Genomic DNA, 22,715 nt, shown 5'->3' on the forward strand with positions numbered 1-22,715 from the left:
TGAGCAGCCACGATGTTGTAGGTCTCCTCTTCTTGGCCGAACTTGTAGCCGTAGTTCTGGCTCTCGCTCTCGGTGGTCTCACGCACCAGGCTGCTGGTAACGAGTGAACCGTGCATGGCGGAGAACAAGCTGCCACCGAAGACACCAGCCACTCCCAGCATGTGGAAGGGGTGCATCAGGATGTTGTGCTCAGCCTGGAACACCAGCATGTAGTTGAAGGTGCCGGAGATGCCAAGGGGCATGGCGTCCGAGAAGGAGCCTTGACCGAAGGGATACACCAAGAAGACGGCAGATGCTGCGGCCACAGGAGCGCTGTAGGCAACGCAGATCCAGGGGCGCATGCCCAAGCGGTAGGAAAGCTCCCACTCGCGGCCCATGTAGGCGTAGATGCCGATCAGGAAGTGGAAGACCACCAACTGGAAGGGACCACCGTTGTAGAGCCACTCATCGAGGCTGGCGGCTTCCCAGATGGGGTAGAAGTGCAGGCCGATGGCGTTGCTGGAAGGAACAACAGCACCGGAGATGATGTTGTTGCCGTACATCAGGGAGCCAGCTACGGGCTCACGGATGCCGTCAATGTCGACAGGGGGTGCGGCGATGAAGGCCACGATGAAGCAGATGGTGGCAGCCAGAAGGCAGGGGATCATCAGCACACCGAACCAGCCCACATAAAGGCGGTTGTTGGTGGAGGTGACCCAGTCGCAAAACTGGTTCCACGCAGAAGCGCCTTGGCGCTGCTGAATAGTGGTTGTCATGAGAACGGTTTGGGGAAGGGCTTGCCTGACTCAGCCGAAAGGCTTTGCAGGAAAGCAGTAAGTAGATGCGGGGCGGTGAACCGCTCGCTCATCTAAACGTAACACCAATTCATATTTGCCACCCAACCCAAATGCGCAATTGGCCAGCAGCAGGACTGATGGCACCGATAAGACCGGCTAATCAGTTCGTATCCGCTGGTCGATGTCCTCCATCTTCTTGAGCGCTGCTCGGCTTTCATGGACATTCCTCCTTTGATCTGGTGTGCAACCTCCTGGGGCCAGTCCTTGATCTGGTGCACCTTGATGTGCGTGGATGGACGTTCTTGGGTAGCTGCACCGCAAGGTGGGGCCAGCAAAGCCGATGACGCCTGAGCTCGCAAACCGCGTACTTGAGGGATTACTGCTGCTGCATGAGGAGCTGTCACAGGACCCTGAGTCGCCTTGGTACGTAGGCACACCAGATCAGACGCAGGTGCTTCACGACGAGCTCTGGATCTTGGCTGGAGAGCTCTACCCCCGCTCGAGCGCTGCCTTGGTAGATGCCTGGTACCGGGCTGGGCGCTCAGCGTTATTGCCGGTGAACTGCACCGGAGAGCTGTTCAGCAGCCGGCACCTCCAGCTGGTGGGTTGATTATTGGGCTGCTGCCTGCCCAAGGCGCAGAGGAGCTCAGATATCAATTCATCCACGGCCTGGGCACGCCTCAAGAGATTGGCGTGGGCTGGCACCTCAGCTCAGCAAGGCCCTGCTGTCAAGTCGACGGATCGCTACGACCCCGGGCCTGGGCGGCCTGGCGGGTACCCCAGACGGCCAGTTAGAGCCGAGCGGCACCCAGCGCAGCTGTTCGAAGCGTTGACCGTTTCGATCGACCAGGCTGTGGGCTTGGGCTTCCACCTCCTTGCCTTGGCGCACACCCTGGCCTTCACCAGGGTGCTGGACCGCCAGAAACAGCGTGCGGGCCTCGCTATCGAAGCAGGGCCCGCACAGCTCACACCCAACCGGACCGATCGCAAAGCAGAGGGCCTGGCCCGCCATCGCGCCTGCGCGCGGCAGCAGCCAGCAGCTGTTGTTGCCGAACACATCGAGGTCGGCACCCCCAGAGCGATCGGTCACCAGCCAGAGGTTGCCGGATGGGTCGAAGGCGAGGTTGTCGGGATGGCTAAAACCAAGCCCCCCCTCCCAGGGCAGGCCGCCAGCAGCCACCATCCGCCAGCGGAAGCTGGCCCCTCGGCTAGCGCCGCCATCGCTCAGCCGCATCACCCAACCGTGGGGCCAGAGGGATTCGCCTTTGGGGCCGCGGAAGACCGCCGGATCACTGCAGCCGCCGTCATCACGGCCCGCCGCCGTGAAAGCGATCAGCAGGTCGCCGTTGATCGGGTCGATATCAGTGTCTTCTGGCCTGGGGCAGGCGGTGGCGCCAGCGGCGTTGGCGGCCAGATGGGCATCGATCAGGATCGCCCCCTGCTGCCGCAGTTGCGCCTGCACGTCATCGCCGCTCAACGGGTAAAGATCGCCAAGGTTTTTGTAGCGGCTGCGGTAGGACTGGAGTTCGGCATCGCTGTTAAGCGCTTCGCTGCCGCTGCGCTGGCGGTCGCTGTGGGGCAACACGGTTGGTTGCTGCCAGCCAAAACGCTCGTAATGACTGGGGGATTGCGGCTGCACCGCTGTGGCGGCCTCCAGGGCGATCCAGGTGCCGCTGCCTTCCGCGTTGAAACGGGCCACCTCCAGGCGCCCCGCTGCAAACAGCCGCGAATTGGTGCGATCGAGCGGGTCTTGCACGAGCCCCTCACTGACAAAGCGGTAAAAATGGCCGCCATGGCGATCGCAGCCGGAGTACAGCACCAGCGGCTCACCAGGCCGGGTCACAACGGCAACGGCTTCATGGCGAAAGCGGCCCAGCAGGCTGTGCTTCACCGCGGGTTTACTTGGCTCGCGGGGGTCAAATTCCACCATCCAGCCGTACTTGTTGCCGGCTAGCCCAAAGGGATTACCGAGCCCGTCGAGGCGTGCACCATCCCAGCGGAACGGCCGCGCTTCTGGGAAAACCGCCGAGCCATCGGCATAGACGGCCTCGGGCACCTGCGACTGAAAGTTTTCCTCAGCGCTCAGCACGGTGCCCCAGGGGGTGGTGCCGCCAGCGCAATTGGCAAAAGTGCCGATGATCCGTTCGCCTAGGCCATCGCGGTAGCCAAGCGGCTGGCTGTGGCGAAACACCGCCGCCGCCGGACCGCTGCAGCGCAGTGACTGCTCCTGCTGGCTGAGCCCGCTGAGCCCATCGATGCGCCGCTCATAGCGACTGCCGCCGAGGCGGCGCCAGCCTGAGCTCCCCTGCTCAAGCTCGAGCACGCCGATGCCGAGATCGGCCATGGCGGCGCGGGCCACGGCCTCGATCAGCGGCCGCAGTGGGTCGCTTGTAGCCAGGCTGGCCACGTCAATGCTGCCGCCGCGGCTGGCCAGGGCCTGCTGCAAAGGCTCCAGTGGCAGGGGGGTGCCCACGGCTTCTGAAAAACCTGCCGACCAGGTTTGCGGACTGATGTATTCGAAGTTGATGCTCAACAAGGCCCTGCCACTAGGCAGGGGCTGGAACGCGAGGTAGTCGTTGTTGAAGCCAAAGCGACCCGTGGCGAGAGGATCGCCCCAGACAGCGAGCAGCTCGGCTCGGTAACCCTCGGGAACCAGCAGTTTGTCGTCGACGTTGAATGTCCGATGGATGCGCCGTTGCTCTGCCGCGCTCAGACCGTCAGCAGGCAAGGGCAGAGGCGCACGCACGGGCACAAAGGGCAGGGCAGCATTTCCTGCCGCCGTGCTGCTGCTGCGGACCTCAAGCTGCGGCAACAACATGGCAGCGGCGCTGCTGCCAGCACCGATGCCCAGCAATTCGAGTAGCTGGCGGCGTTTGAGCGCGGAGCGATTCATTGCTTTTTCATTGCTGGGGTGGTGCTGAGCAGCCCGGCAGCTGGCGCGGCACCAGCCGGGCAAGGTGTGAGCGTTGCAGGGGATTGAAGTTGTCGTCGCTCGCCAGCACCAAGCTTGGCCCGCCATCACCTAGGGGCGGAGCTGCCAGCAGCACTTCCCAGTTATCGGGAGCAAGACCGAGCTGCATCAGATTCCAGCTCATCAGTGGCGCCACGGGGGAAGCGTCGGGGTTGCTGGTTGCGTTGATTGTTAAGGCGCTGGCGGGATACAGCACCAGTCGCGCCTGCCACTGATCGGGTGCCGTAAACCGACGCCATAAACCGAGGAGTCCCTGCTTGGTGGCAAGCAGATCGGTGAGCCCCCAGCCTCCAGGTGGCAGGGCGAGGGGGCGCAGCTCTACAGGTTGCAAGACGCCGCTGGCATCGGGCGCCCAGCGCAGCAGCCGTACCCGATCGGGGGGATCTTGCAGCAGTGGCTTTTCCGCCGCCATCAACAAGGCCCCATCTGCTGGTGAACGGCTCAGGGACTCCGGGCCCCCATTGCTACGCAGTCCACGACTGGGTTGGAGGCGCCAATCTGGCGGCAGCTCCCGGCTACTCAAAAGCGAACCTGAAGCCATGTCGTAGCGGAGCAGCGCTGCAGGTTGCGCAGGTTGTTGCCGACCTTCAACGGCTACCCAAAAGTGATTGGCCTCAACCACCAGCCCTTCGCCATCCATGGGCTGCGGCTGCTTTAGCGGTAGCGGTGGCAGTGGCACCAGACCCTTCAGTCTGCCGGTTCGGAAGCCACGCCAGCGGCTGATGCTGCCGCGGGGAGCATCACTAAGCAGCCACAACTCATCAACTTCTGGGCGGTAGGCCCCGGCCGAGAAGCCGCCCCCCTGGCTCGATTCGATCAGCCGCTGCTCGACCACCTCCCAGCCGGCTGAGAGTGGACAAGGCAGGGGGATGGTGGTGGGTGCGTCCATGGCGAGTGCTCAGATCGACGCGGATATTTAGGTGGGGGTGGGATTGAACTGGAACGACATCATGCCGATCACTTTCACCACCCGAATTGGATCAAGTGAGGTTCAGGTTCAGCAGAGTTTCAGCTCTAGCAGAGCTACTGCTCTTTTGCCTGTTGCGCCTGCAGCGTGTCCCTGTGCTGCACAGGCTTGGAGCCATGGCCTCGCCACAAGAAAAGTGAGTTTGTGGATGGGGCTGGCATGAATCTCTGGGTGCTTCAAAAGCGACCGACCGGAATGGTCGAGCCCTATGAGCTGACGCGGTTGCGGGAGGAGGCGCGCGCTCTTGACATCCGCTTTGAGACCGTCGCACCAGAAGAAATCGATTTAATCGTTAGCCGGGGTGGCCGGCGATCCATTCGGCGCTGCGGTTCTGAGGTTCAACTCCCCGATGTCTTGCTGCCCCGTACTGGTAGTGGCACGGATTACTTCTCATTGGCGATCCTGCGCCAGCTAGAGCACCTGGGTGTGGCTGTGGTCAATCCCAGCAGCGCCATCGAGGCAGTTAAGGACAAGCTCTATGCGCACCAGATTCTGGCCCAGAGCAATTTGCCGATCCCACGCACCATGCTGGTGCGCTTTCCAGTCGATACCAAGCTGGTCGCCCAACAGATTGGGTTCCCCTGTGTCATCAAGCTGCTGGTTGGCTCCTATGGCGACGGTGTTGTGCTCAGCCGTGACCCAGCCAGTTTCCGTGACCTGATGGAGCTGGTCTCCGGGCTAGATCGCTCCCAGAGCCTGATCCTGCAGCAATACATCGGGACAAGACCCGGAAAGGACCTGCGGGTATGGGTAATTGGCGGCCATGTCATTGGTGCCATGTTGCGCAGCAGCACCGATGGCAGTTTCAAGGCAAACATCAGTAGGGGTGGTGATGGGCAGGCATTTCCGCTTAACCCAGAGCTGGAGCGACTAGCGCGCGATTCAGCCGCCGCCTTGAACCTCGACATAGCTGGTGTCGACCTGCTGTTTGATGGCGATGGTTACAGCATCTGCGAGGTCAATAGCGCCCCAGGCTTTCAGGGCTTTGAGACAGCCACGGGCCTTAACGTGGCTCGCCTAGTGCTTGAGCACTGCAGATCAAAAGTGCGGATATTGCCGCCAGTGCTTGAGCAAGGTCTGGCGCTGGCCCCGCGGCACCAACCTCCAGGCCCCGAACTCCAAGCCCCTAAGGCACACGCCAATGCGCCGCAATGGTCCTCAGGGAACCTGGCATCAGGCTCCGGTTCACGCGAGGTTGATCCCATCTCTGTTTTGAGTAGATGAGCTGGTCTGATCTGGAGCGGTTGGTGGCCGATGCAGAAACCAACCCGGCGCTCCAGCAGGTCCTGCGCCAGTGCCATAGCCACCAGGAGCTGCTGCACACCGTCCGAAAACTGGGCTACCGGCTCACCAGAGCTGACCTGCAAAACGCCTGGCTGGAGCACCACAACGCAGCGGAAGAGCAAGAAGCCACTTTGGTGGTCTAGCCAGCCGCCCGCCCTAGCCAGCCCCCTGAGCCCTCTCGAGCCACGCAGCGAGGCTGGGCGCGGCAGCATGTAACGAAGTTGTTACATGGCTCTCATGACAGTCGGGGAAGTCTTTTTGGAGTCCATCTCTAGCGGTGTGATCACTGAGCATGAAATCTCCTGGGTTGCCTCCCACCAAGGCGCCTTTGCCCGCCACGAGGAAGCCCTGGCGCTTCGGTTGGGGCGCTTGGTAGACGAGGGGCAGATCAACCTTGGTTGCCGCCTGCCGAGTCGCCTTGTCCAGCACAAGCTTGTGCTCAACGAATGGATCGAACCGCTGGGCCGGCGCCGCGGCAGAGCAGCAGTTTGCGCCTGACACCCCAGCAGCTCCCATGACTCAAGCCAAAACATTGCACTACTGGCAGAACATGCGTAATGCCATGGAGGCTGCAGGCGCAACCTCGGGTGCCATTTACAAACGCGCCTTGGCGATCACCCAGGGGCTCCCAGATCCCCTCGCATCTCAAGATTCAGCCGAGGATCAACAGCTAGCCACGACCCTTCACAACCCGTTTCGCTAGTGCTAGCAATTTGCAACATGCATTACTAAATCCGCTTCTCGCTTTGGTTTTGTCGCTTTTGCTGAAACCTGGAATGGCCGTCTGGCAATTCTTGGTTTTGTGATCGGTCTTGGCGCCGAGCTGCTCACTGGTCAAGGCATCCTTTCCCAAATTGGTCTGGGTTGAGCGTCATGGAAACCGACTACACCGCTGCAATCTCCGTAGTTGCTCTGATCACCGCCGTGCTCTCGGCAATGACGATCTACGTGCTGAGCCGTCCTACGGACCTGGCTAAGAGGGTTGGATGATTTCTGCAATCACCATCCTTTTAATCGGTGCCTGGATTGTTGGTGCTCTCAACCAGGCGACTATTGCCGATTGAGCTTGTAGCTCTTACTTAACCAACATTTTTAGGTGGCTTGTGAACAGAAGTGTTGCCAGTGCGAATAGCCTTTGCTCGCAGCCTACCAATGCAAGACGCCCCGTGCAGAACTGGCAGCTGTGGGCCGTAGCGGCCGCGCTCTCCGCAGCCGTCACCGCTCTATTGGTCAAAGTGGGCGTGCAGGGGGTGGATGCGGGGATGGCCACCCTGTTCCGCACCCTGGCCGTGGCGATTGTGCTGGCTCTTGTGCTGCTGGGAAGTGGCCGGCTCGATTGGCAGGAGCTGAGCCAGCTGCCCGCTCTCAGCCTGGGCGCTCTCGCCCTCTCCGGTCTGACGACAGGGGTGTCGTGGTTCTGCTACAGCCGAGCGCTGCAGCTGGGGCCCGTGGCTGGGGTGGCGGCGCTCGACAAGCTCAGTGTTGTGCTGATTGCCCTGCTGGCTCTGCTGCTGCTAGGTGAGCAGCTCGATCTCAAGGCCTGGCTCGGGGTGGTGCTGATGGCTATAGGCGCTGCCTTGGTGGCCTGGGTCTAGTTCGCCAGCCACAGAGATCTAGTGGCAGCAGGCATGGCGGATCAAGCTGGTTGGCCCAACCTGCGGAGAGCCTGCTGCTGCCAAAGCCAGAGAGGGCAGCATCCTTTTATTTATACCAACGGCCTGATCTGCACAATCGCCGCGCGCAGCTCGAACCGATTGAGCCTGGGCCACCAGCGGCATGGCAGGAGCTGCTGCATCAGTTGTGGGAGATCGGCCGCGCCGCAGTAGCCGGATCGCGCTGGAACAAACCGTCGAGGTAAAGCCGGCTCACGGCCCGGTCCTTGCAGCCGTGCTGGAACAGGAAGCCCGCAAGCGCTGCTTGCAGCAGGCGGTACTGGTCCCAGTTGGGATGGCTGCTGATGAATTCCCGCATCGCCTGGTACAGGTCCTCCGGGAACTCATTGACGACGCTCACGTGGACCGGCAGATGGTCGGGAATTTGGCTCATGCGTTCATCACGGCAGTGCACCCATCAAGTCACGAGCACCGCAGCGGCGTCAAAGCAGCAAAACCAGTCCGACAAGGCCGTGTCTCTCCGTGAGAAGTAAGTCCTGAACTGCCTTCCTGGCGGCTTGCTGTTGCTGTTGGGCTGGCCAAAACTCCCCGCTGCCGCCGGTCAAGAGGAGAGGGCTTTTCCACAGCGGGTGCTGCACTGCTGGCGCCAGCAGCGAGGTCTTGGGAGTTCAGCTTGTGGAAAAGCCGCCGTTTGTGGTGGGAAACCGCTGAATTCGGGGGAAAACCTCATAGCTCAGCAGCCCTGATCGATTCGCCCGCACCCCTGCAGCAATACCAATCGGGATTAGCGAAACAACAGCTCCTGCCTGATCCCCAACGCACAATCTCTCCTGTTCGCGCCACACCTCCGAGCCCAAGCGCCGGCGGCTCGGACTAGCCACAGTGGAATGGCGATACATGAGCTCGTGTTCCAATCCGCCGCTGATCTGCGAGTGCGTCAGGGTGGATAGGAATGCCGGCAGCACATCGAGGGACAAAGGCACGAACAGGTCGGCCACCACCTCGCTCGGCCCTCTGGCCGGCATCAGCGCCACCGAGGAGAAGGCCAGATGCAACCAGCCACCGGAGGGCCGGCGATAGCCCAGTTCGACGCGGTAGTCGCGATCACACAGAGGTAGGGCTAATCACCACTCGCTGTTGTGGGCATCGACCACCACCTCCTGCAGGGCGTGGGATGGCTTGCTCTGGACTGCAGACCTGTCACATCGCTCACCCGCAGGCAGAGCTGGCTGGCACCGGCGGCGGCGGTAGTCAGCACTGCCACGGGCCCGTAGTCGTTGGCGGCCGGACCCTGTTCATGTAACACCTGGTGCAGGGCATCGATCAACCGCGAGCGGCTGAGGCGGCTGTAGATGTTGGGGAGCGGAGAGTTGCGCGCCAACTCGCGCAGCTGGGCAATGGTGCGCCCGGCTAGGGAAAACAAGTTGCCGTTAGTTGAATCCATGCCTGCACATCGAAAATTATTTAGTGCTCGCCCTGTCTGCCCTTAAGACACCCGCTTGTTAGCGGACGGCTATAAGCGGGGATCATGGGCTTGCCCCAAGTGGGCTACCGTTCTGGGGGTTGACAGTTGACAGTTACTGGGCGAAAGGCCGCTTGGGCGAATCCGTGCAAGCAGAGGCAGGCTATGTACCTGCATCAACAACCTCAACCGTCTCCCTTGGCAGAGCGGAGCGCTACCCGAGTGCTGGATCGGCGACCCGATGCGGAGCAAACTTTTCCGCAACGATGCCATGCACTTTCAAACCTACGGCGTACATGCCACCGCAGGCAAAGTCAATCAACGGCTCTTGAATCTCCTGGGAGTGGCTACACCTAGCAGAGTTTTGCGTCCCCGGCAGCCAGGAATCTTAGAGAGAATCCTGGAAATCACATACTTGCAAAGCTCTGCTGCTAAAGTAATTTTTTATTTACCTTCCCATCTCCAGGGAGGATCAATTATGGCCTTGACTTGAACTTTTGTTTTGGGGGGCCAGCAGATTAACGAACTTGAAAGGTTGTAAATTCACAAATCCGGGAACTCACCCAGCATTGAAAGCTTCGCTTACATTTGCCAGATCACTTGTCTCGCTAGCCAATTGATTAAGGGGCAAGCCGAGCCACCTGGATCTAGCCCCAGGAAAAGTTCGCTCAAGTTGATTACCCCCACTATTATTTCTTCTTCTTGAGAATGTTGCAGCGTCTTCACCGGCTTGGCTTAGTCCACCGATCAGAATCTCAGCTTCTGCGCAAGAGAGTTGATAATAGAGCGATGAGTTTAGCTTGCTAGCCATTGTCTTGGAAGGCATGAATTACAACACTCTAGCGGATGGGTCTGAAATGAGGTGCCATACGACCTCCTGTTGCCATTGAATTACCTAGCATTCAAAATGACGTTGACCTTCGAGGTTGCCCTTCGACGTTGACCATGAAACCACCAATTCTCAAAACTCGCAGTCAAATGCGCCCTAACTACTCTAGGCAGCTCTGGCTAAAATTCAAGATCTAGGATTGGAAGCAAGTGGCTCCCCAGTTGGGCGCCGACGTAGAAAACTGAGCACGACCTGTGACAGATGCCATGAGCAGCTACCTAATCAGACGCGACGACGGCATCAGCGACGGCATCGCCGGTCAGGTGTTCGACAGCTACAACGCGGCTTATGCAGTGGTTGAGCGCTATTACGCCGACATATGCTGCTCAGACGATCGCGAGTACTACCGGATCGTGGTCGTAAGCGAGGAGAAGCCTGGTTCCACCCAACTCACCCCTCCCCCTTAGCATTGCAGGACATCAGACCATGGGAGCATCGACATTAAGGACTTTCTAACAGGTCTCCCTATTGACGATAAAGCCGCCACTAGCGGTGGCGGAGGTCAGCGACAGCAGGGTGAACAGGCTGCCTCTCCTGGCTTTCAGATCGGAGGCAAAAGTGGCGGATTTGAGGCTTGGCTGGGTAATCTCACCGCTGCTTTGGAGAAATCGAGCGCCCCCACAGACAACCCAGGGCAAAGCGACAAGACTGGGGGGACGGGAGTGTATCCGGGAGGCTTAAATGCAGATACTTATTCTGGACTTTTGGCAAACAATCCAATTTTTGATACGACCTTCAATTAAGGAGTCTCTGGGCACCATGGGATTAAGAAGCTTCTGAATTCAAAACTGTCGCATTCGACTGCAATTTGATTTAGCAGGGCTCCAATAAGTGCTCTGCCGTTATTTCCCACCTATTTTTTGGTGGTTTTGAGGTCTACTGAGGTCCCCCGGACACACCATTCCCCCGTTCATGTCGCCAAGAGCAACAGGCGGCGCGCTAAGAATAGGTTTGTGAGCGCAGCGATCACGTTGACCTTGCTGCGGTTCTTGGCCATGCCAAGCAGCCGGGTTTTCTGGAAGCCGAACTGTTGTTTGATAACCCGGAACGGATGCTCGACCTTGGCTCGTACGTGTGACTTGGCCGTCTCGATCAGATCCTGCAGCTTTCCATCTGGGTTGTTCGGCAAGGATCGCCGTTTTCCGGCACGCATCGCTACTCGGAATTCTGCTGAATTGCCCGCTATATCGCCCCTCTTGGCGATGCCGTTGTAGCCGGCGTCGCCGTAAACCACCTCTTCCTCACCATGCAACAGCTCGGCGACTGGGGTGAGGTCATGCACGTTCTCGGCCGTGGTGGCCACTGAATGAATCAGTCCGGAGTCCTTATCGACGCCGATATGGATTTTCATTCCGTAGTACCACTGATTGCCCTTCTTGGTCTGGTGCATCTCGGGATCTCGCTTCCCCTCTTTGTCCTTGGTGGAGCTGGGGGCGGCGATCAAGGTGGCATCGGCGATCGTCCCTTGTCGCATCGTCATGCACCGAGCACTGAGGTGGGTTTTGACGATTTCAAAAATCTGCTCGCCCAGCTCGTGCTTCTCAAGCAGGTGGCGGAAGGACAGGATCGTCGTCTCATCCGGAATCCGGTCACTGATCAAATCGATGCCGGCAAAGCGACGCATGGTGGGCACCTCAATCAGGGCCTCTTCCATAGCTGGGTCGCTGAGCGAGTACCACTGCTGCAGTAAGTGGATGCGCAGCATCGTTATCAGCGGATATGGCGGATGGCCACTCTTCTTGCTGGTCTTGGGGTAGTAGGGCTCGATCAATTCGATCAGTGCTTGCCAGGGCAGCACCGCCTCCTTCTCAGATAAAAACTTCTCCCTTTTGGTCTGTTTTTTAGCGATGGTGAGCTAGTAGTCCGTAAATCCGAGCTGCTTGTCGCCCATTACCCCAGTCCTAGCCTTCGTTCACCGGCCCATTCTCCCGCGAATGGCCTGGGTTTTCCAGAGTCTCCCTAAAACAACACAGATTAATCCTATGATAGGGATGCCAGCCTTGGCAAGTAGTTCAATAACTTGAGTAACAAGTTGGTTGAGATACCTGCTACCAAAGACCAGTAAATCCACTTCTTGGCTCCGGGCCCTAGTGCGAGCTTGCTGCCTATTGTCGAACCGAGGATGCTGCCAATGACCAGCGGCACAGATGCATTCCAGTTCACTGCGCTATAACCACTAAAAATTAACAATGAAAACAGTCCAGATGCACCCATTAGCACAACCTTCATAGCATTAGCCTGGGCAAGTCCCAGTCCTCCCAATAAGGTTAGGGATAGGAGGAGGTAGGTACCCGCATCTAGCACAATAAAGCCATTCCATACACTGACCAAAAAGAGAATGATGATCAGCTGCGGACTAAGAGTAAGTACATTGGAGTCAACGGAATGATCGTCCAGCCAGCGACGAGGATTGAGTAGTAGCAGCGCTAAAGCCATCACCACCGCAAACGTAATGGCTGAGGCAAGTGCTGACATTGGGATAAGAACTGAAAGCTGTGTCCCAATAAATGTTCCTATCAGAATAAGCGGCAATAACCGAGTGCAACTTCTCCATGGAATCGATCCCGCCCTTTGAAACTGCCAGATTGCAATAAGCAAGCCGACGGAAACGGGTACGCGATTTGTAGCATTAGCCACAACAGCTGGATAACCCAGGGCAAGCAAAAGGGGGAGACTGATGACGGAGCCGCCCGAGCTCACTGTATTCAGGAAGCCAAGTACAATACCAGCAGAAATGAGCTGAAGTATGTGCGTCACAGGATTGAGTCAACGACAAGCGTCTTAGAACTTTTTGAATGGTTGCCAGGAGAAGTGGCGGTTGAAAGAAGTTGTGCGGCCGCAATGATCTGATCCTCTTGACCTGCTATGACTTGTTGCATGCCTAAATATTCAATGAGCTCAAAAATATCGACATTGTATGTGGATGAAGCTTCCAGCAATCTGGGCTTAAAGCCAGAAAATAAACCATACAGTCCCGTAGCTGTGGAGACACTATCTCCTCTAGGCATGGTGGATTGAAAATTCTTTTCTAGGAAGGCTGCCAGTTCTAGAAGTTTTCTGATGTCTTTTCCAGTACGTTGACCATCTTTCTCAAGAATAGCTATAAATGAATCAAGTGGCAGATTTCCAGCCCCTGGCCCATATCCAGAAGAGCTAGCATCAATTGATGTGCACCCGTATGACAGGGCTGAGAGTGAATTAGCGACAGATGCATTCAAATTATTGTGAGCGTGGAAACCTACTGGGATTTTTAGTGAAGTGACCAACTGGGAGCTGATCTTTTGTACGTCCTTTGGTGTTAGTGCTCCAGCAGAATCAAGAAAGACAACACGTTGGGCGCCATAGGAAGCAAGCTTGGAGGCCTCTTCTGCAAGCATATGCGGTTCCGCCATATGGCACATCATGAGTAGCCCCCAGGCCTCATATCCTTTCTTTATCACATATTTGATATATGTCTCGGTAATGTCAGCTTCAGTGCAGTGAGAGGCAACACGGAAAATGTGGATGCCATGGTCAATGCAGAAGGCAATATCTTCAAATGTAGCTAGCCCCGGTATCACATGAACCCCAATGCGAAGATCTGGGTACTGAGCTGCTTTGATGGCAACAATGTCCCAAATATCTAAATCCTGCAAGGGGCCTAAATGGAGACTGCTACCACCAAGCCCATAGCCATGTCCAACTTCAATTCTGCGAATCCCTGCTGCATAGGCCTTGTCGATATATGAAGCATAAAAATCCGAACTAAACCCATGACCGTTGGCATTGGCCCCATCTCGAAGAGTAACATCATAGATAAGCGGTGTGATCATAGGCTTTTGATGAGCTCTAGGGCGGCACAGTTAATGATATCAAGATTGCCTGCATAGTTCGGGAGGTAGTCGCCAGATCCTGAAACAATTACCTGGCATATTGCCCTGGAACCGATCTTCTTAAGTCCTATAGAAGATTTATATCCGGGCACGTAGCTACTGGTTCTTTCTATCATCTCTTCAATCATGGCGATTGTTGCTACTTCGTTGGCAATGCTGTCTGAGCCAATCACGATCGTTGTTCTCATTATCACCGGAGGCGTAGCAGGTGAGATGTTGACGATAACTTTTGCCTTGCTGATGGCAAGCATCATCTCAATCGCTTTTTGAGTGGAGGCAATATATTCCGAAAGGTTCTTCCGAGTTCCAGGCCCTACCGACTCAGAGGCTACAGTTGAAACAACCTCGATATAATCAACTGCTGGGTTCGCACTCTTGATCGCAAAGCATAATGGGAGTGCGGCCTGTCCCCCGCATGAAATCATGTTTATATTGTTTGAGGCTAGGCATTGCTGAAGATTAATTGCAGGGCAGCAGATCGTGCCTATTTTTGCCGGAGTCATGTCAATAATCTTTATGTTATTTGCCCGGCATGTTGTGTCATGAGAGTGGTGGCATGATGCAGTCGTGCAATCTACAATTATGTCTGGTTTGATGTTTGTTTCGACTATCCCCTCTATACTTCGGTCAGTGGTATAAACCCCTCTGCTTTTGGCAAATGCTAAGCCTTTTGAAAATGAGTCTCGCCCCGCAAATGCTACGAGTTCAACTTCTTCAGTTTTCTGACATTTGACCAGAAGATCACAGCCAAGAAGCCCAGATCCCAGTATTGCTACTCGCTTCATAGGCAAAGCGTTGTCCGATGAAGCGTGACTGCCGATGACATCATAGACAAAGCGGATGTCTTTCGCTATTTCCTTTTAAGGTAGACATTTGAGGCCTCGCTTTCTTCAGGGCTCGATTCAATATACTGCAGAGAGAGGCTGTTGCGATCCAGGATTCCATTGATATAAAATCCATCTTCATCAGCTATCGCAATATCTCCATTTCTGCCAATCGAACCATGGATTTTCTCTTTGCCAGTCCTTTTGTCATTGTATTGATATTCGATTGTTCCAGAAAAGCTTTGGCCAGACGACTGGTCAATTAGAAAGGTGACATTCGTACCAGTATTCCTTCCGTTTTCATGCCCCGAGCTGGTTCCAGTCCATGTCCCCTTCATCTGCTCGCCTGTGGGGATCTTTGCTGCACCAAGATATGAGCAGCCAGCCACCATTGATGATGCAATGATGATAACGATTGCTGCCTTGCCTGCCTTCATAATTGCGATGTAGTGACAAGCCTGAGATTAAGCTCTCATGCTGACATCGCCACGTTCGAAATATTTCTTGACAGCTTCGCGCCTGGGTCTTGGTTGGGCGCCTTTGCTAAATATTTCTATCAGCAATCAGAAGCCATGGCCAATACGTGAAAAGAAATTTAGAGAGCAGAGCCCTTGCATGTCACAACGAACGCCCTCTGCCGTGGTCGGCAGAATGTTACGTGCATCGATTCGGACAGACCCTTGAAGTCCAGCCGAAGGCTTAGGGGGGCTGCATTTATCGATGATTATTGATTGCAAGGCTATGCACTTTCTTGATTTTGGTACATCTAAATTTTTTTCGTACTCATTGGTCATTTTGTCCAGGTTGACCCATGGGATCGTCAACCGGTCACGACAATGAGCGATCGACGTCTCTGTCAGCCAGGCATGATCCAGCGTCTTGGCAAGTCCTCATCAAGGCCCAGGCCGTGAAGAATTTTCGAACAAGGCCAGGCTGGCCGGAAACTGCCGTTGCTCGGGGTCGCGGTCTGCGGCCGAGGGATTGCGTACTCGCGTTGTGTATTCCAGCCGCAGGCCGTTGACCGGATCGTCGAAGAAAAAGGAGCGGTAAGGATCCAGATCGAGCAGCTCCCCCATCACCACGCCGGCGGAGATCAGTTTGTTCCGCCTTGCTTCAAGGGCCTCAAGCGAGTGACAGCGGAAGGCGAAGTGAAAGGTGCCGGTGGGCACGCCCAGGCCGTGGTTGATGCCGCTGTCGTAATCGCTCGGCACCCCTGGTACGGCCTGCCACTCCATGAAGGCCAGGGCGCAGTCGCCTCCGCAGTCAAAGAAAATGTGTTCAACCGTCCCGCCCTTCTCCATGAGCATCCGCTCGTGGATCAGCACCGGAAACCCCAGTTGCCCCTCGTAGAACGCACGGGTGGCGGTGATGTTGTGGGTACCGAAACTTAGGTGGTCAAGCGTCATGGCGAGACGAGAGGTAAGGGGGCTGGGCCGGCCAGATCAGGCATGTTCGCCTGTGTCCAGAATGAACTGATTCACGGTGTGGAGATACAGCTCGGGGTCCTCAAAGAACGGCATGTGGGAGCAACCCGCAAAGAGGGCCAAGGCTGCGTTGGGCAGGCGGTCGCGGGCCATGGCGGCTAGGTCGGACACGATGTAATCGTGCTCTCCGTGCACCAGCAGCACCGGCATAGTTACCGACTCCAGATCGTCCATTCGGTCCCAGTGGCGCAGTGAGCCGCTGCACTGAAAGAAATAGGGGCCAAACATGCTGGAAAACACCTCCACCCCCAGGTTCTGCAGGCACCAGTGCAGCGACTCGGGCCAGGGGTGGCGTCGGCAGACATGGCGATGCATCAACAGGGTCACCGCGGCCTGGTATTCCGGATGGTCGGTGCTGCCCCCGGCTTCATGGCGGGCCATCATCGCCACGGTCTCGCTGCCGAGGGCCTGTTTCTTCTGCTCGAAGCCCCGCTCCATGCGAGGCAGGTCAAACGCCGTGTCGGCAGCGATCAGGGAGCGCACGCGATCGGGGAAACGCAGGCTGAACTCCAGTGCCAGCACCCCACCCCACGACTGTCCCAGGATGTCGACGCAGTCCAGATTTAGGGCATCCAGCACCGCGGCCATCTCCTCTACGAAGCGCTCGAGACGCCACAGGGCAGGATCCTGGGGCCGGTCGGATTCACCGCAGCCCAATTGATCCCAGGTGATGAGCCGAAGTCCTGACTGCAGCAGGGCTTCATGGCTGTCGCGCAGGTAGCGCGACGGGCAGCCCGGCCCCCCATGCACCAGCAGCAGGGTGCGGGGGGCCGTGCCGGCTGAGAAAGTCATCACCTGGTGGCCGGCCACGCCAACGACTTGGCGCGTCCATTCAGCCATGGCTGCCATGCTTAAGAGTTGGTACTCACCAGCGTATGGCCCCTACCCCGTCTGCCCTGCCCTTGCGGGTTGGCCTCGCCGGTGTGGGGCGCTTTGGCCAGCTGCATGCCGGCGTGCTGGCCGATCTGCCGGGGGTGGAGTTGGCGGCATTGGCCGATCCCGATCCGGACTGCCTGGCCCGGGTGGCCGACCGCCACGGGGTGACGGCACGGTATGGCGATGCCCTGGAGCTGATCGCCGACGACAGCCTGGATGCCGTGGTGCTGGCGACCCCGGATGAACAGCATGGCTCCCAGGCAAGGGCGGCGCTGGCGCAGGGTCACCATCTGTTCGTGGAGAAACCGCTGGCTCCCAGCTGGCAGGACGCCCGGGAGCTGCAGCAGCTGGCGGTTGTGGCCGGTGTGACCCTTCAGACTGGCCTGATCCTGCGTTACGAGCCTTCCCACCGCTTGCTGCAGCACCAGATCGCCGCGGGCAGCTTCGGCGATCTGGTGTCGATCCGGGCCCGGCGCAACTGCAGTCGCTCCTCCTTTGCCGCCATCGCCGATCGCATCCACACGGTGCATCGCACCCTGATCCACGACATCGACCTGATGCTCTGGCTCACAGGGAGCCGGGTCACGTCCGTGATGGCGATGGAGGTGCGCCAAGGGGATCACCTGGCGCCCCAGGGTTGCTTTGCCCTGCTGCGGCTGGCCAATGGTGCTGTAGCCCAGCTGGAGAGCAGTTGGACCGTGCCCGCCCAGGCCCCCGCCAACGTGCTCACCGACCACTGGCAGGGCTGCATCGATGCCGAGTTGGCGGTGGTGGGCAGCCAGCGCACTGCCCGGCTGCAGGGGCTGCAGACCCCGCTGCAGGTCTGGGGCGACCAGGGCCAGCAGCATCCGGACCTCACGCTGTGGTCCGAAACCGGTGGACGGGTGTGCGGGGCACTGCGGGACCAGCTCGCCGATTTCACCACCTGCCTGCGGCGTGGTGAGCCTTCGGCGGTGGCCGACCTGAGCGACGCCGTGGAGGCCCTGCGGATCGCCGAGGCGCTGATCACGGCCGGCCAGCTTGGGGAGGTGGTGCGGCTGGATTCCGGCGCTCTCTAACCCGGCACCGCAAGGCTCACATTCCAGGCCTGAGAAGCAGCGCTCCTGTGAAAAGAGCTGTGTAGATGCTGAGCAACAGCAGCCCCTGGTACCAGGTGAGCGTGTTGCCTTCGGTGAGCCAGTGCACGGCGAAGGCCGTGGCTCCAAGGCAGGCCAGTGCCTGGGGCGGAAAGGTGAGGTGCAGAAACCGGCCCATCAGTGGGGCGGCCAGCACAAGGGCGGGCAGTACGAACAGCAGCAGCTGCACGCTTGATTCCACGGTGCTGGCCATCGCCAGGGCCATGCGGCCCCGGCTGGCGGCTCGGAAGGCCACCAGGGCTTCCGGAATGGCTGAAAACAGCGGCAGCAGCAGCATGCCTACAAATAACGGGGTGACGGAGCTGCCCATCACCAGCTCCTGCAGGCCGCTCACCAGATGCTCGGAGACCCCGGCGATGGCCAGGGCCACCAGCGCCAAAGCAAGCGCGATCGATGGCACAGATGCCCCGATGGTTGGGCCAGGGTGGCTGTCGATCAGGTCGTTTTGGCTAAGGAAGAGGTGCCGGTGTGTACCGAGTTGGTAGATATAGGAGAGCAGATAGACCACCAAGACTATGACCGCAACAATCAAGGAGTAGATGGCAAAGAGATTGAGTGTTTCTCCGCCTTCGCTGATTGGATGCATTGAATTCCAGAAGAAAACCGATGGCACCGCCATTAGAATGACGCTGATCAATAGCTGGCGGGTACTCAGTCCGCGGCTGTGCTGGTTCAGGTCGATGGTCAGGGCCTGCCGTCCCGCGAGCATGGTGCTGATGCCCAGCACCAGCAGGCTGTTGGTGATCACGGCTCCGGCGATGCTCACCACCACCAGTTCGTAGAGGCCGCTGCGCAGGGCCGTCAGGGCGATCACTAGCTCGAGCAGGTTGCCCAGGGTCACGTTCAGAAGCCCGCCCAGGCGTTCGCCTACCCGTTGCACCAGGTGATCCACCAGTTCGGCAGTGAGCTGGGCCAGCGGAATCAGGGCCAGGCCGCAAAGAAGGAAATAGGGAAGCCGCAGATCTGAGGCCGCGGAGGGCGGTAACACGATCGCCGCGGCACTAAGCACTAGCAGCAGCGCTCGGCGCCTCCCGAGCAGGTCCCGAACCAAGCCCATCATTCTGTTGACGCCAGGAAGGCATTCACTGTGGCCGTCAACGCGGCCACCGGCATCTGGGTGCAGTAGCCCTGGAAGCACGCCAGCGCCGCGGCGTGACGCTCGGGAGTCTCCGCCTGGCAGGCGTCGGTGAGGCACACCACCCGGTAGCCGCGGTCGGCGGCATCCTTCACCGTATGGTCAATGCACTGGTCGGTGAGCAGGCCGATCACTAGCAGGGTGCGGATGCTGAGGTTGCGCAGCAGGTAGTCGAGGGTGGTGGAGCTGAAGGGCGACGACGAGCTTTTCGGCAGCACCAGCTCATCAGGCCCTGGCGCCAGTTCGGGGATCACCTGGGTGGCGCGGCTGCCCGGTGGGAAGCCCATGCCGCAGCGCTTGTAGTCGAGGCTGCGGTCACGGCCGTCGGCGGTGAGGTTGGCCATCACCGTGTGGATCACCTCCAGGTGTGCCTGGCGCGCGGCGGCCAGGGCCCGTTGGGCGGCAGGCAGCGTGTGGGCGCGGAACTGGGCATCAAAGGCCGGCCGCGGCCGCGGCTGAGCATCACCGCAGGTGCCCTGCTGCAGGTCCACCAGCAGCAGGGCCATGGCGCCGGTCTGCCACCAGGCCGGTAGGGGATCCGGTTCCATGTGGACAGCTTCCATGCGGGCAGCGCCGGACGGGGCAATCATGGTCGCAGTGCCGCGGTCTGTCCGTGTCCAAGCCCCTGTCGCCGCCGGTTGCCGCCCTCGCCGATCAGGGCATCCGCTGGGTGGCGATCACCTGGGTGAACCATGCCGGTGCCCCCTTGGTGAAGGTGGTGCCGCTATCGGCTTTTGACGCGGCGGTGGCCGTGGGGGTGGGTTTCTCCCCCGTGTCGGATGCCTTCCGCGCCGATGGTGCCATCGATCCGGCCCATCGCCTGGCTCGCCCCGATGGGGACCTGCGTTTGCGGCCCGATGCCGCTGCCCTGGCTTTGCTTGAGCCCAGCAGCGGCTGGGCCTGGGCGCCGGGGGAGCGCTTTGAACGCACCGGCAACCCCTACGTGGGGGATCAGCGGTACCGTTGCCGTCAGCAGCAGGAGCAGCTTCACAAGGCCGGAGTGGAGCTGTGGGCCGGCTTCGAACTGGAGTGGCTGGTGGCCAGCTATCGCCCCGATGCCGATCCCCAGCCGGCCATGGCCGGTGGCCCCTACGGCGCCGATCGGCTGATGGAGGGTTTGGATTACGCCACGGCCCTGCTCGATGGCCTGGAGGCCGCCGGCATTCCCTGGCTGCAGTTCCACCCGGAATACGGGGCCGGGCAGTTTGAGCTGTCGCTCGCTCCGGGTACGCCCCTGGAGGCGGCTGACCGGTTGGTGCACGCCCGGCTCGTGATTCAGCGGGTGACGCGCCGCTTTGGCTGGCGCTGCAGTTTCAGTCCCAAGCCCAGCCTGGAGCGGGTGGGCAATGGGGGCCATCTGCACCTGAGCCTGCAGCGCGATGGCCAGCCGCTGCTGCAGGGGGGCGACGGCCCTGGCGGCCTTACCGACGCTGGTGGCGCCGTGCTGTCGGCCCTGCTGGAGGAGCTGCCGGCCCTGCTCGCCCTGGCCTGTCCCTTGGAGATCTCTTACCGGCGCCTGGCGCCGGGCTCCTGGTCGGCGCCCTTTCAGGTGTGGGGTATCGAGAATCGGGAAGCGGCCCTGCGCCTGATTCCCACCGCTGCCGATGGTGCCTCCGCCCACCTGGAGCTCAAGGTGGTGGATCTGGCGGCCAATCCCTACCTGTTGCTGGCGGCCGTGCAGGCCGTGGCTCTGGACGGGCTGGAGCAGGCCCGGTCCCTGCCGCCGCCGGTGAGTGGCGATCCGGCCCATCTGCCGGCCGGTGCGGCGGTGCGGTTGCCCGCGAGCTTGGCTGAGGCTTCAGCCGCCTTCACCGCCAGTGCCCTGCTGCGCCAGGCCTTTGGGGAGGACCTACACGCCAGCCTGCTGGATAGCCAGGCCGCCGAGGTGCGCCGCTGCGCCGGCCTCGGCGATGCTGCCCTGGCTGCGGGGGATGCCTGGTGGCCGCTGGTGGGCGGCCTCCCCTAAACCACAGGGGATCCATTTGGATTTTGCACAGCCATTCAAGAACCAGGCTAATTCGAGGTTGTCATCTATTCGCTGCAGAAACGCTTGTAATCCCTAACGACCGTTTCGCTGTAACTCAGCGCAAACGACGCCATCGCCTGCTCGAATGCGGGGTCGCCGCCGATCCAGGCAGCGATCGGCGAGGCCTTGCTGGAGCGGGCATGGGCCTTGGCCAGCACCCAGGCACACAGGCGGCCGTAGTCGGTGATGCCCTTGCGGCCGAGATCTTGCAGTTTGACGGATCCTTTCCAGTCGCGAAAATGTCGCCAGATCAGATCGTCGCCCCTGGGATTGGTGGCCCAACCCAGAAATGGGTCACTGTGGGTTTGCATCAATCGCTGACCCTCCACAACGCGCTGACCCTGATGCTTCCAAGCCCCCGGACTATCTGCGGGCTGCAGCACCGAGGGCAAGGCCTGTTTGCATTGCAGGATCAGCACATCCTCTTCATGGGGGCCAACCCAGAGCCCGATCGAGCAGCGGGTGCCCACCGAAGCCACCCCGACAGCTTTCAGCGCCCAATCACTCCAGTGAAAATAGCCCAGCAACTGCTGAATGTGGGAGGGAGTGCTCGCCTGGTAAGACTCCATCATTTCTCGGCTCCATTGATCAGCGCTCAGGGAGCAGCGCATCTCCTCCGGCAGGGAGTCGAAGCGCTGCAGGGTGGGTGGCTGATGGTTGAACAGCAAGCGGCCCATCGAATCGCGATGGCACAGGCGTTCTGCGGCGTGCAATGTGTCGCGCTCCCGTGCGGCCGCTGTGACATCGCGTAGATGCTTTCGGAAGCTAGGAGATCCTGATCCTTCCACTACCTCATCAAGATTGATGCGAGCACCCCACATCTGCATCAGGGGCAGCCCGGCCAACCATTCGATCGTCGTTCGGTAGTGCTGCGCCACGGCGATGGCTGCCCGTTCGCAGTCTTCGGCCTCAACGCCCCGAGACTGAAGCACCAGCACCAAACTGGTGAGCAGGCGCTTCAGATCCCATTCGAATGGGCCTGGGTAGGTTTCATCAAAATCAACGATGTCGAACAGCAGGGTGCGCTCCGGTGAGGCATAGAAGCCGAAGTTCAGCAGATGCGCATCACCGCAGAGTTGAACCACTACTCCGGAGTGTTTTCCGTAGTCCAGATCGGAGGCCATGAAGGCAGCCCCTCCCCTGAAAAACTCAAAAACACCTGCCCCCATGAGTTCATGGCGCATCGGCAGCAGCCATGAAATTCGAGTTCTCTCCTGCTCTTCCAGGATTTCTAAAGGGCAGCGGCGATTACCGGGCTCGACCCAGCGGCCCAGCTCATCCCATGGTTTGCTCCCAACAGTTGCTTGCATGAATGGTGGCAGGTTGTGGTAAGGCTGGATGTGCAGATCCGTAAATGTACTTAGCAGAAGTCAGAGCTGATCTTTGTTGTTCGGCTCTGT

Annotated in this window: 26 protein-coding genes; 10 read left to right on the forward strand and 16 right to left on the reverse strand. The window is 59.3% G+C overall.

The annotated features are described in order from the left end of the window. The coding region (locus KBY73_RS08490; RefSeq protein WP_254936670.1) for a photosystem II q(b) protein at positions 1 to 755 on the reverse strand (755 nt) is incomplete at its 3' end. Between the two features lie 361 nt (positions 756 to 1,116). On the opposite strand from KBY73_RS08490, the gene KBY73_RS08495 reads away from it, so the two are divergent. After that, positions 1,117 to 1,386 carry a hypothetical protein gene (locus KBY73_RS08495; protein WP_254936671.1) on the forward strand — a complete coding sequence of 90 codons (270 nt, stop codon included), beginning with the start codon at positions 1,117 to 1,119 and terminating at the stop codon, positions 1,384 to 1,386. Between the two features lie 96 nt (positions 1,387 to 1,482). Here the strand turns inward: KBY73_RS08495 and KBY73_RS08500 are convergent, their stop codons facing one another. Beyond that, positions 1,483 to 3,669 (reverse strand): PhoX family phosphatase, encoded by a 2,187-nt coding sequence (locus tag KBY73_RS08500; protein WP_254936672.1) that lies wholly within the window; start codon positions 3,667 to 3,669, stop codon positions 1,483 to 1,485. Between the two features lie 7 nt (positions 3,670 to 3,676). After that, positions 3,677 to 4,636, reverse strand: a complete 960-nt coding sequence (locus KBY73_RS08505) for an esterase-like activity of phytase family protein (protein WP_254936673.1) — start codon at positions 4,634 to 4,636, stop codon at positions 3,677 to 3,679. Between the two features lie 186 nt (positions 4,637 to 4,822). Here KBY73_RS08505 and KBY73_RS08510 point away from each other — a divergent pair, with 186 nt between their 5' ends. The 6 genes from KBY73_RS08510 to KBY73_RS08535 all read left to right on the forward strand — a co-directional run bounded on the left by KBY73_RS08510 (position 4,823) and on the right by KBY73_RS08535 (position 7,593). Next, entirely contained in the window at positions 4,823 to 5,938 is a 1,116-nt protein-coding gene (locus KBY73_RS08510) for a RimK family alpha-L-glutamate ligase (protein WP_254936674.1), read from the forward strand. Then, positions 5,935 to 6,141: a Nif11-like leader peptide family natural product precursor gene (locus KBY73_RS08515; protein ID WP_254936675.1), complete on the forward strand. Its 207-nt coding sequence runs from the start codon at positions 5,935 to 5,937 to the stop codon at positions 6,139 to 6,141. The genes KBY73_RS08510 and KBY73_RS08515 overlap by 4 nt, the downstream gene beginning before the upstream one ends. Positions 6,142 to 6,235: 94 nt before the next feature. Continuing rightward, positions 6,236 to 6,496 (forward strand): hypothetical protein, encoded by a 261-nt coding sequence (locus tag KBY73_RS08520; protein ID WP_254936676.1) that lies wholly within the window; start codon positions 6,236 to 6,238, stop codon positions 6,494 to 6,496. 226 nt (positions 6,497 to 6,722) lie between these two features. Then, positions 6,723 to 6,866: a high light inducible protein gene (locus KBY73_RS08525; protein ID WP_254936954.1), complete on the forward strand. Its 144-nt coding sequence runs from the start codon at positions 6,723 to 6,725 to the stop codon at positions 6,864 to 6,866. Then, the gene (locus tag KBY73_RS08530; protein ID WP_254936983.1) at positions 6,863 to 6,988 is read left to right on the forward strand and encodes a hypothetical protein; all 126 of its coding nucleotides are present in this window, start codon (positions 6,863 to 6,865) and stop codon (positions 6,986 to 6,988) included. The genes KBY73_RS08525 and KBY73_RS08530 overlap by 4 nt, the downstream gene beginning before the upstream one ends. Positions 6,989 to 7,164: 176 nt before the next feature. Continuing rightward, complete coding sequence (locus KBY73_RS08535; protein WP_254936677.1) at positions 7,165 to 7,593, forward strand: EamA family transporter; 429 nt, start codon at positions 7,165 to 7,167, stop codon at positions 7,591 to 7,593. Between the two features lie 199 nt (positions 7,594 to 7,792). On the opposite strand, the gene KBY73_RS08540 is transcribed toward KBY73_RS08535, so the two are convergent. The 3 genes from KBY73_RS08540 to KBY73_RS08550 all read right to left on the reverse strand — a co-directional run bounded on the left by KBY73_RS08540 (position 7,793) and on the right by KBY73_RS08550 (position 9,055). Further along, entirely contained in the window at positions 7,793 to 8,044 is a 252-nt protein-coding gene (locus KBY73_RS08540) for a DUF2811 domain-containing protein (protein ID WP_254936678.1), read from the reverse strand. Between the two features lie 235 nt (positions 8,045 to 8,279). Next, the gene (locus KBY73_RS08545; protein WP_254936679.1) at positions 8,280 to 8,645 is read right to left on the reverse strand and encodes a hypothetical protein; all 366 of its coding nucleotides are present in this window, start codon (positions 8,643 to 8,645) and stop codon (positions 8,280 to 8,282) included. 86 nt (positions 8,646 to 8,731) lie between these two features. Beyond that, the gene (locus KBY73_RS08550) at positions 8,732 to 9,055 is read right to left on the reverse strand and encodes a hypothetical protein (protein ID WP_254936680.1); all 324 of its coding nucleotides are present in this window, start codon (positions 9,053 to 9,055) and stop codon (positions 8,732 to 8,734) included. A 1,113-nt stretch (positions 9,056 to 10,168) separates the two neighbouring features. Between KBY73_RS08550 and KBY73_RS08555 the strand changes: the two genes are divergently transcribed. After that, entirely contained in the window at positions 10,169 to 10,369 is a 201-nt protein-coding gene (locus KBY73_RS08555) for a hypothetical protein (protein WP_254936681.1), read from the forward strand. Positions 10,370 to 10,872: 503 nt separating this feature from the next. On the opposite strand, the gene KBY73_RS08560 is transcribed toward KBY73_RS08555, so the two are convergent. From KBY73_RS08560 to KBY73_RS08590, 7 genes are all read right to left on the reverse strand, one after another. After that, positions 10,873 to 11,811, reverse strand: coding sequence for an IS5 family transposase (locus KBY73_RS08560; protein WP_254936955.1), 939 nt, complete (start codon positions 11,809 to 11,811; stop codon positions 10,873 to 10,875). Positions 11,812 to 11,942: 131 nt separating this feature from the next. Continuing rightward, on the reverse strand, positions 11,943 to 12,719 hold the full coding sequence (locus KBY73_RS08565) for a sulfite exporter TauE/SafE family protein (RefSeq protein ID WP_254936682.1): 777 nt from the start codon (positions 12,717 to 12,719) through the stop codon (positions 11,943 to 11,945). Then, positions 12,716 to 13,774: a hypothetical protein gene (locus KBY73_RS08570; protein ID WP_254936683.1), complete on the reverse strand. Its 1,059-nt coding sequence runs from the start codon at positions 13,772 to 13,774 to the stop codon at positions 12,716 to 12,718. Before KBY73_RS08570 ends, KBY73_RS08565 begins: the two co-directional genes overlap by 4 nt. Continuing rightward, complete coding sequence (locus tag KBY73_RS08575) at positions 13,771 to 14,619, reverse strand: acetaldehyde dehydrogenase (acetylating) (protein ID WP_254936684.1); 849 nt, start codon at positions 14,617 to 14,619, stop codon at positions 13,771 to 13,773. Before KBY73_RS08575 ends, KBY73_RS08570 begins: the two co-directional genes overlap by 4 nt. A 65-nt stretch (positions 14,620 to 14,684) precedes the next feature. Continuing rightward, positions 14,685 to 15,095 carry a hypothetical protein gene (locus tag KBY73_RS08580; protein WP_254936685.1) on the reverse strand — a complete coding sequence of 137 codons (411 nt, stop codon included), beginning with the start codon at positions 15,093 to 15,095 and terminating at the stop codon, positions 14,685 to 14,687. 456 nt (positions 15,096 to 15,551) lie between these two features. Next, positions 15,552 to 16,064 (reverse strand): VOC family protein, encoded by a 513-nt coding sequence (locus KBY73_RS08585; RefSeq protein WP_254936686.1) that lies wholly within the window; start codon positions 16,062 to 16,064, stop codon positions 15,552 to 15,554. Positions 16,065 to 16,100: 36 nt separating this feature from the next. Beyond that, positions 16,101 to 16,982: a proline iminopeptidase-family hydrolase gene (locus KBY73_RS08590; RefSeq protein ID WP_254936687.1), complete on the reverse strand. Its 882-nt coding sequence runs from the start codon at positions 16,980 to 16,982 to the stop codon at positions 16,101 to 16,103. 35 nt (positions 16,983 to 17,017) lie between these two features. Here KBY73_RS08590 and KBY73_RS08595 point away from each other — a divergent pair, with 35 nt between their 5' ends. Then, a complete protein-coding gene (locus KBY73_RS08595; RefSeq protein ID WP_254936688.1) occupies positions 17,018 to 18,076 on the forward strand; it encodes a Gfo/Idh/MocA family protein in 1,059 nt (352 codons plus the stop codon). Between the two features lie 16 nt (positions 18,077 to 18,092). Here KBY73_RS08595 and KBY73_RS08600 read toward each other — a convergent pair whose 3' ends face one another. Together KBY73_RS08600 and KBY73_RS08605 are read right to left on the reverse strand one after the other, a co-directional pair. Beyond that, positions 18,093 to 19,214, reverse strand: coding sequence for a calcium:proton antiporter (locus KBY73_RS08600; protein WP_254936689.1), 1,122 nt, complete (start codon positions 19,212 to 19,214; stop codon positions 18,093 to 18,095). Continuing rightward, on the reverse strand, positions 19,211 to 19,879 hold the full coding sequence (locus KBY73_RS08605; RefSeq protein ID WP_254936690.1) for a cysteine hydrolase family protein: 669 nt from the start codon (positions 19,877 to 19,879) through the stop codon (positions 19,211 to 19,213). The genes KBY73_RS08600 and KBY73_RS08605 overlap by 4 nt, the downstream gene beginning before the upstream one ends. Positions 19,880 to 19,902: 23 nt before the next feature. On the opposite strand from KBY73_RS08605, the gene KBY73_RS08610 reads away from it, so the two are divergent. Next, positions 19,903 to 21,255, forward strand: coding sequence for a glutamine synthetase family protein (locus KBY73_RS08610; protein WP_254936691.1), 1,353 nt, complete (start codon positions 19,903 to 19,905; stop codon positions 21,253 to 21,255). Between the two features lie 65 nt (positions 21,256 to 21,320). Here the strand turns inward: KBY73_RS08610 and KBY73_RS08615 are convergent, their stop codons facing one another. Next, complete coding sequence (locus tag KBY73_RS08615) at positions 21,321 to 22,625, reverse strand: DUF2252 domain-containing protein (protein ID WP_254936692.1); 1,305 nt, start codon at positions 22,623 to 22,625, stop codon at positions 21,321 to 21,323. Between the last annotated feature and the right edge of the window lie 90 nt (positions 22,626 to 22,715).

Source organism: Cyanobium sp. Tous-M-B4 (assembly GCF_024345395.1).
Taxonomy (GTDB): Bacteria; Cyanobacteriota; Cyanobacteriia; order PCC-6307; family Cyanobiaceae; genus Cyanobium_A.

Coding starts and splice junctions, on each gene's coding strand:
- KBY73_RS08575 (WP_254936684.1), bottom strand. CDS start 14,619: ATGAAGCGAGTAGCAATACTGGGATCTGGGCTTCTTGGCTGTGATCTT.
- KBY73_RS08555 (WP_254936681.1), top strand. CDS start 10,169: ATGAGCAGCTACCTAATCAGACGCGACGACGGCATCAGCGACGGCATC.
- KBY73_RS08585 (WP_254936686.1), bottom strand. CDS start 16,064: ATGACGCTTGACCACCTAAGTTTCGGTACCCACAACATCACCGCCACC.
- KBY73_RS08600 (WP_254936689.1), bottom strand. CDS start 19,214: ATGATGGGCTTGGTTCGGGACCTGCTCGGGAGGCGCCGAGCGCTGCTG.
- KBY73_RS08505 (WP_254936673.1), bottom strand. CDS start 4,636: ATGGACGCACCCACCACCATCCCCCTGCCTTGTCCACTCTCAGCCGGC.
- KBY73_RS08590 (WP_254936687.1), bottom strand. CDS start 16,982: ATGGCTGAATGGACGCGCCAAGTCGTTGGCGTGGCCGGCCACCAGGTG.
- KBY73_RS08515 (WP_254936675.1), top strand. CDS start 5,935: ATGAGCTGGTCTGATCTGGAGCGGTTGGTGGCCGATGCAGAAACCAAC.
- KBY73_RS08595 (WP_254936688.1), top strand. CDS start 17,018: ATGGCCCCTACCCCGTCTGCCCTGCCCTTGCGGGTTGGCCTCGCCGGT.
- KBY73_RS08520 (WP_254936676.1), top strand. CDS start 6,236: ATGACAGTCGGGGAAGTCTTTTTGGAGTCCATCTCTAGCGGTGTGATC.
- KBY73_RS08570 (WP_254936683.1), bottom strand. CDS start 13,774: ATGATCACACCGCTTATCTATGATGTTACTCTTCGAGATGGGGCCAAT.
- KBY73_RS08500 (WP_254936672.1), bottom strand. CDS start 3,669: ATGAATCGCTCCGCGCTCAAACGCCGCCAGCTACTCGAATTGCTGGGC.
- KBY73_RS08540 (WP_254936678.1), bottom strand. CDS start 8,044: ATGAGCCAAATTCCCGACCATCTGCCGGTCCACGTGAGCGTCGTCAAT.
- KBY73_RS08580 (WP_254936685.1), bottom strand. CDS start 15,095: ATGAAGGCAGGCAAGGCAGCAATCGTTATCATCATTGCATCATCAATG.
- KBY73_RS08615 (WP_254936692.1), bottom strand. CDS start 22,625: ATGCAAGCAACTGTTGGGAGCAAACCATGGGATGAGCTGGGCCGCTGG.
- KBY73_RS08495 (WP_254936671.1), top strand. CDS start 1,117: ATGACGCCTGAGCTCGCAAACCGCGTACTTGAGGGATTACTGCTGCTG.
- KBY73_RS08605 (WP_254936690.1), bottom strand. CDS start 19,879: ATGATTGCCCCGTCCGGCGCTGCCCGCATGGAAGCTGTCCACATGGAA.
- KBY73_RS08550 (WP_254936680.1), bottom strand. CDS start 9,055: ATGGATTCAACTAACGGCAACTTGTTTTCCCTAGCCGGGCGCACCATT.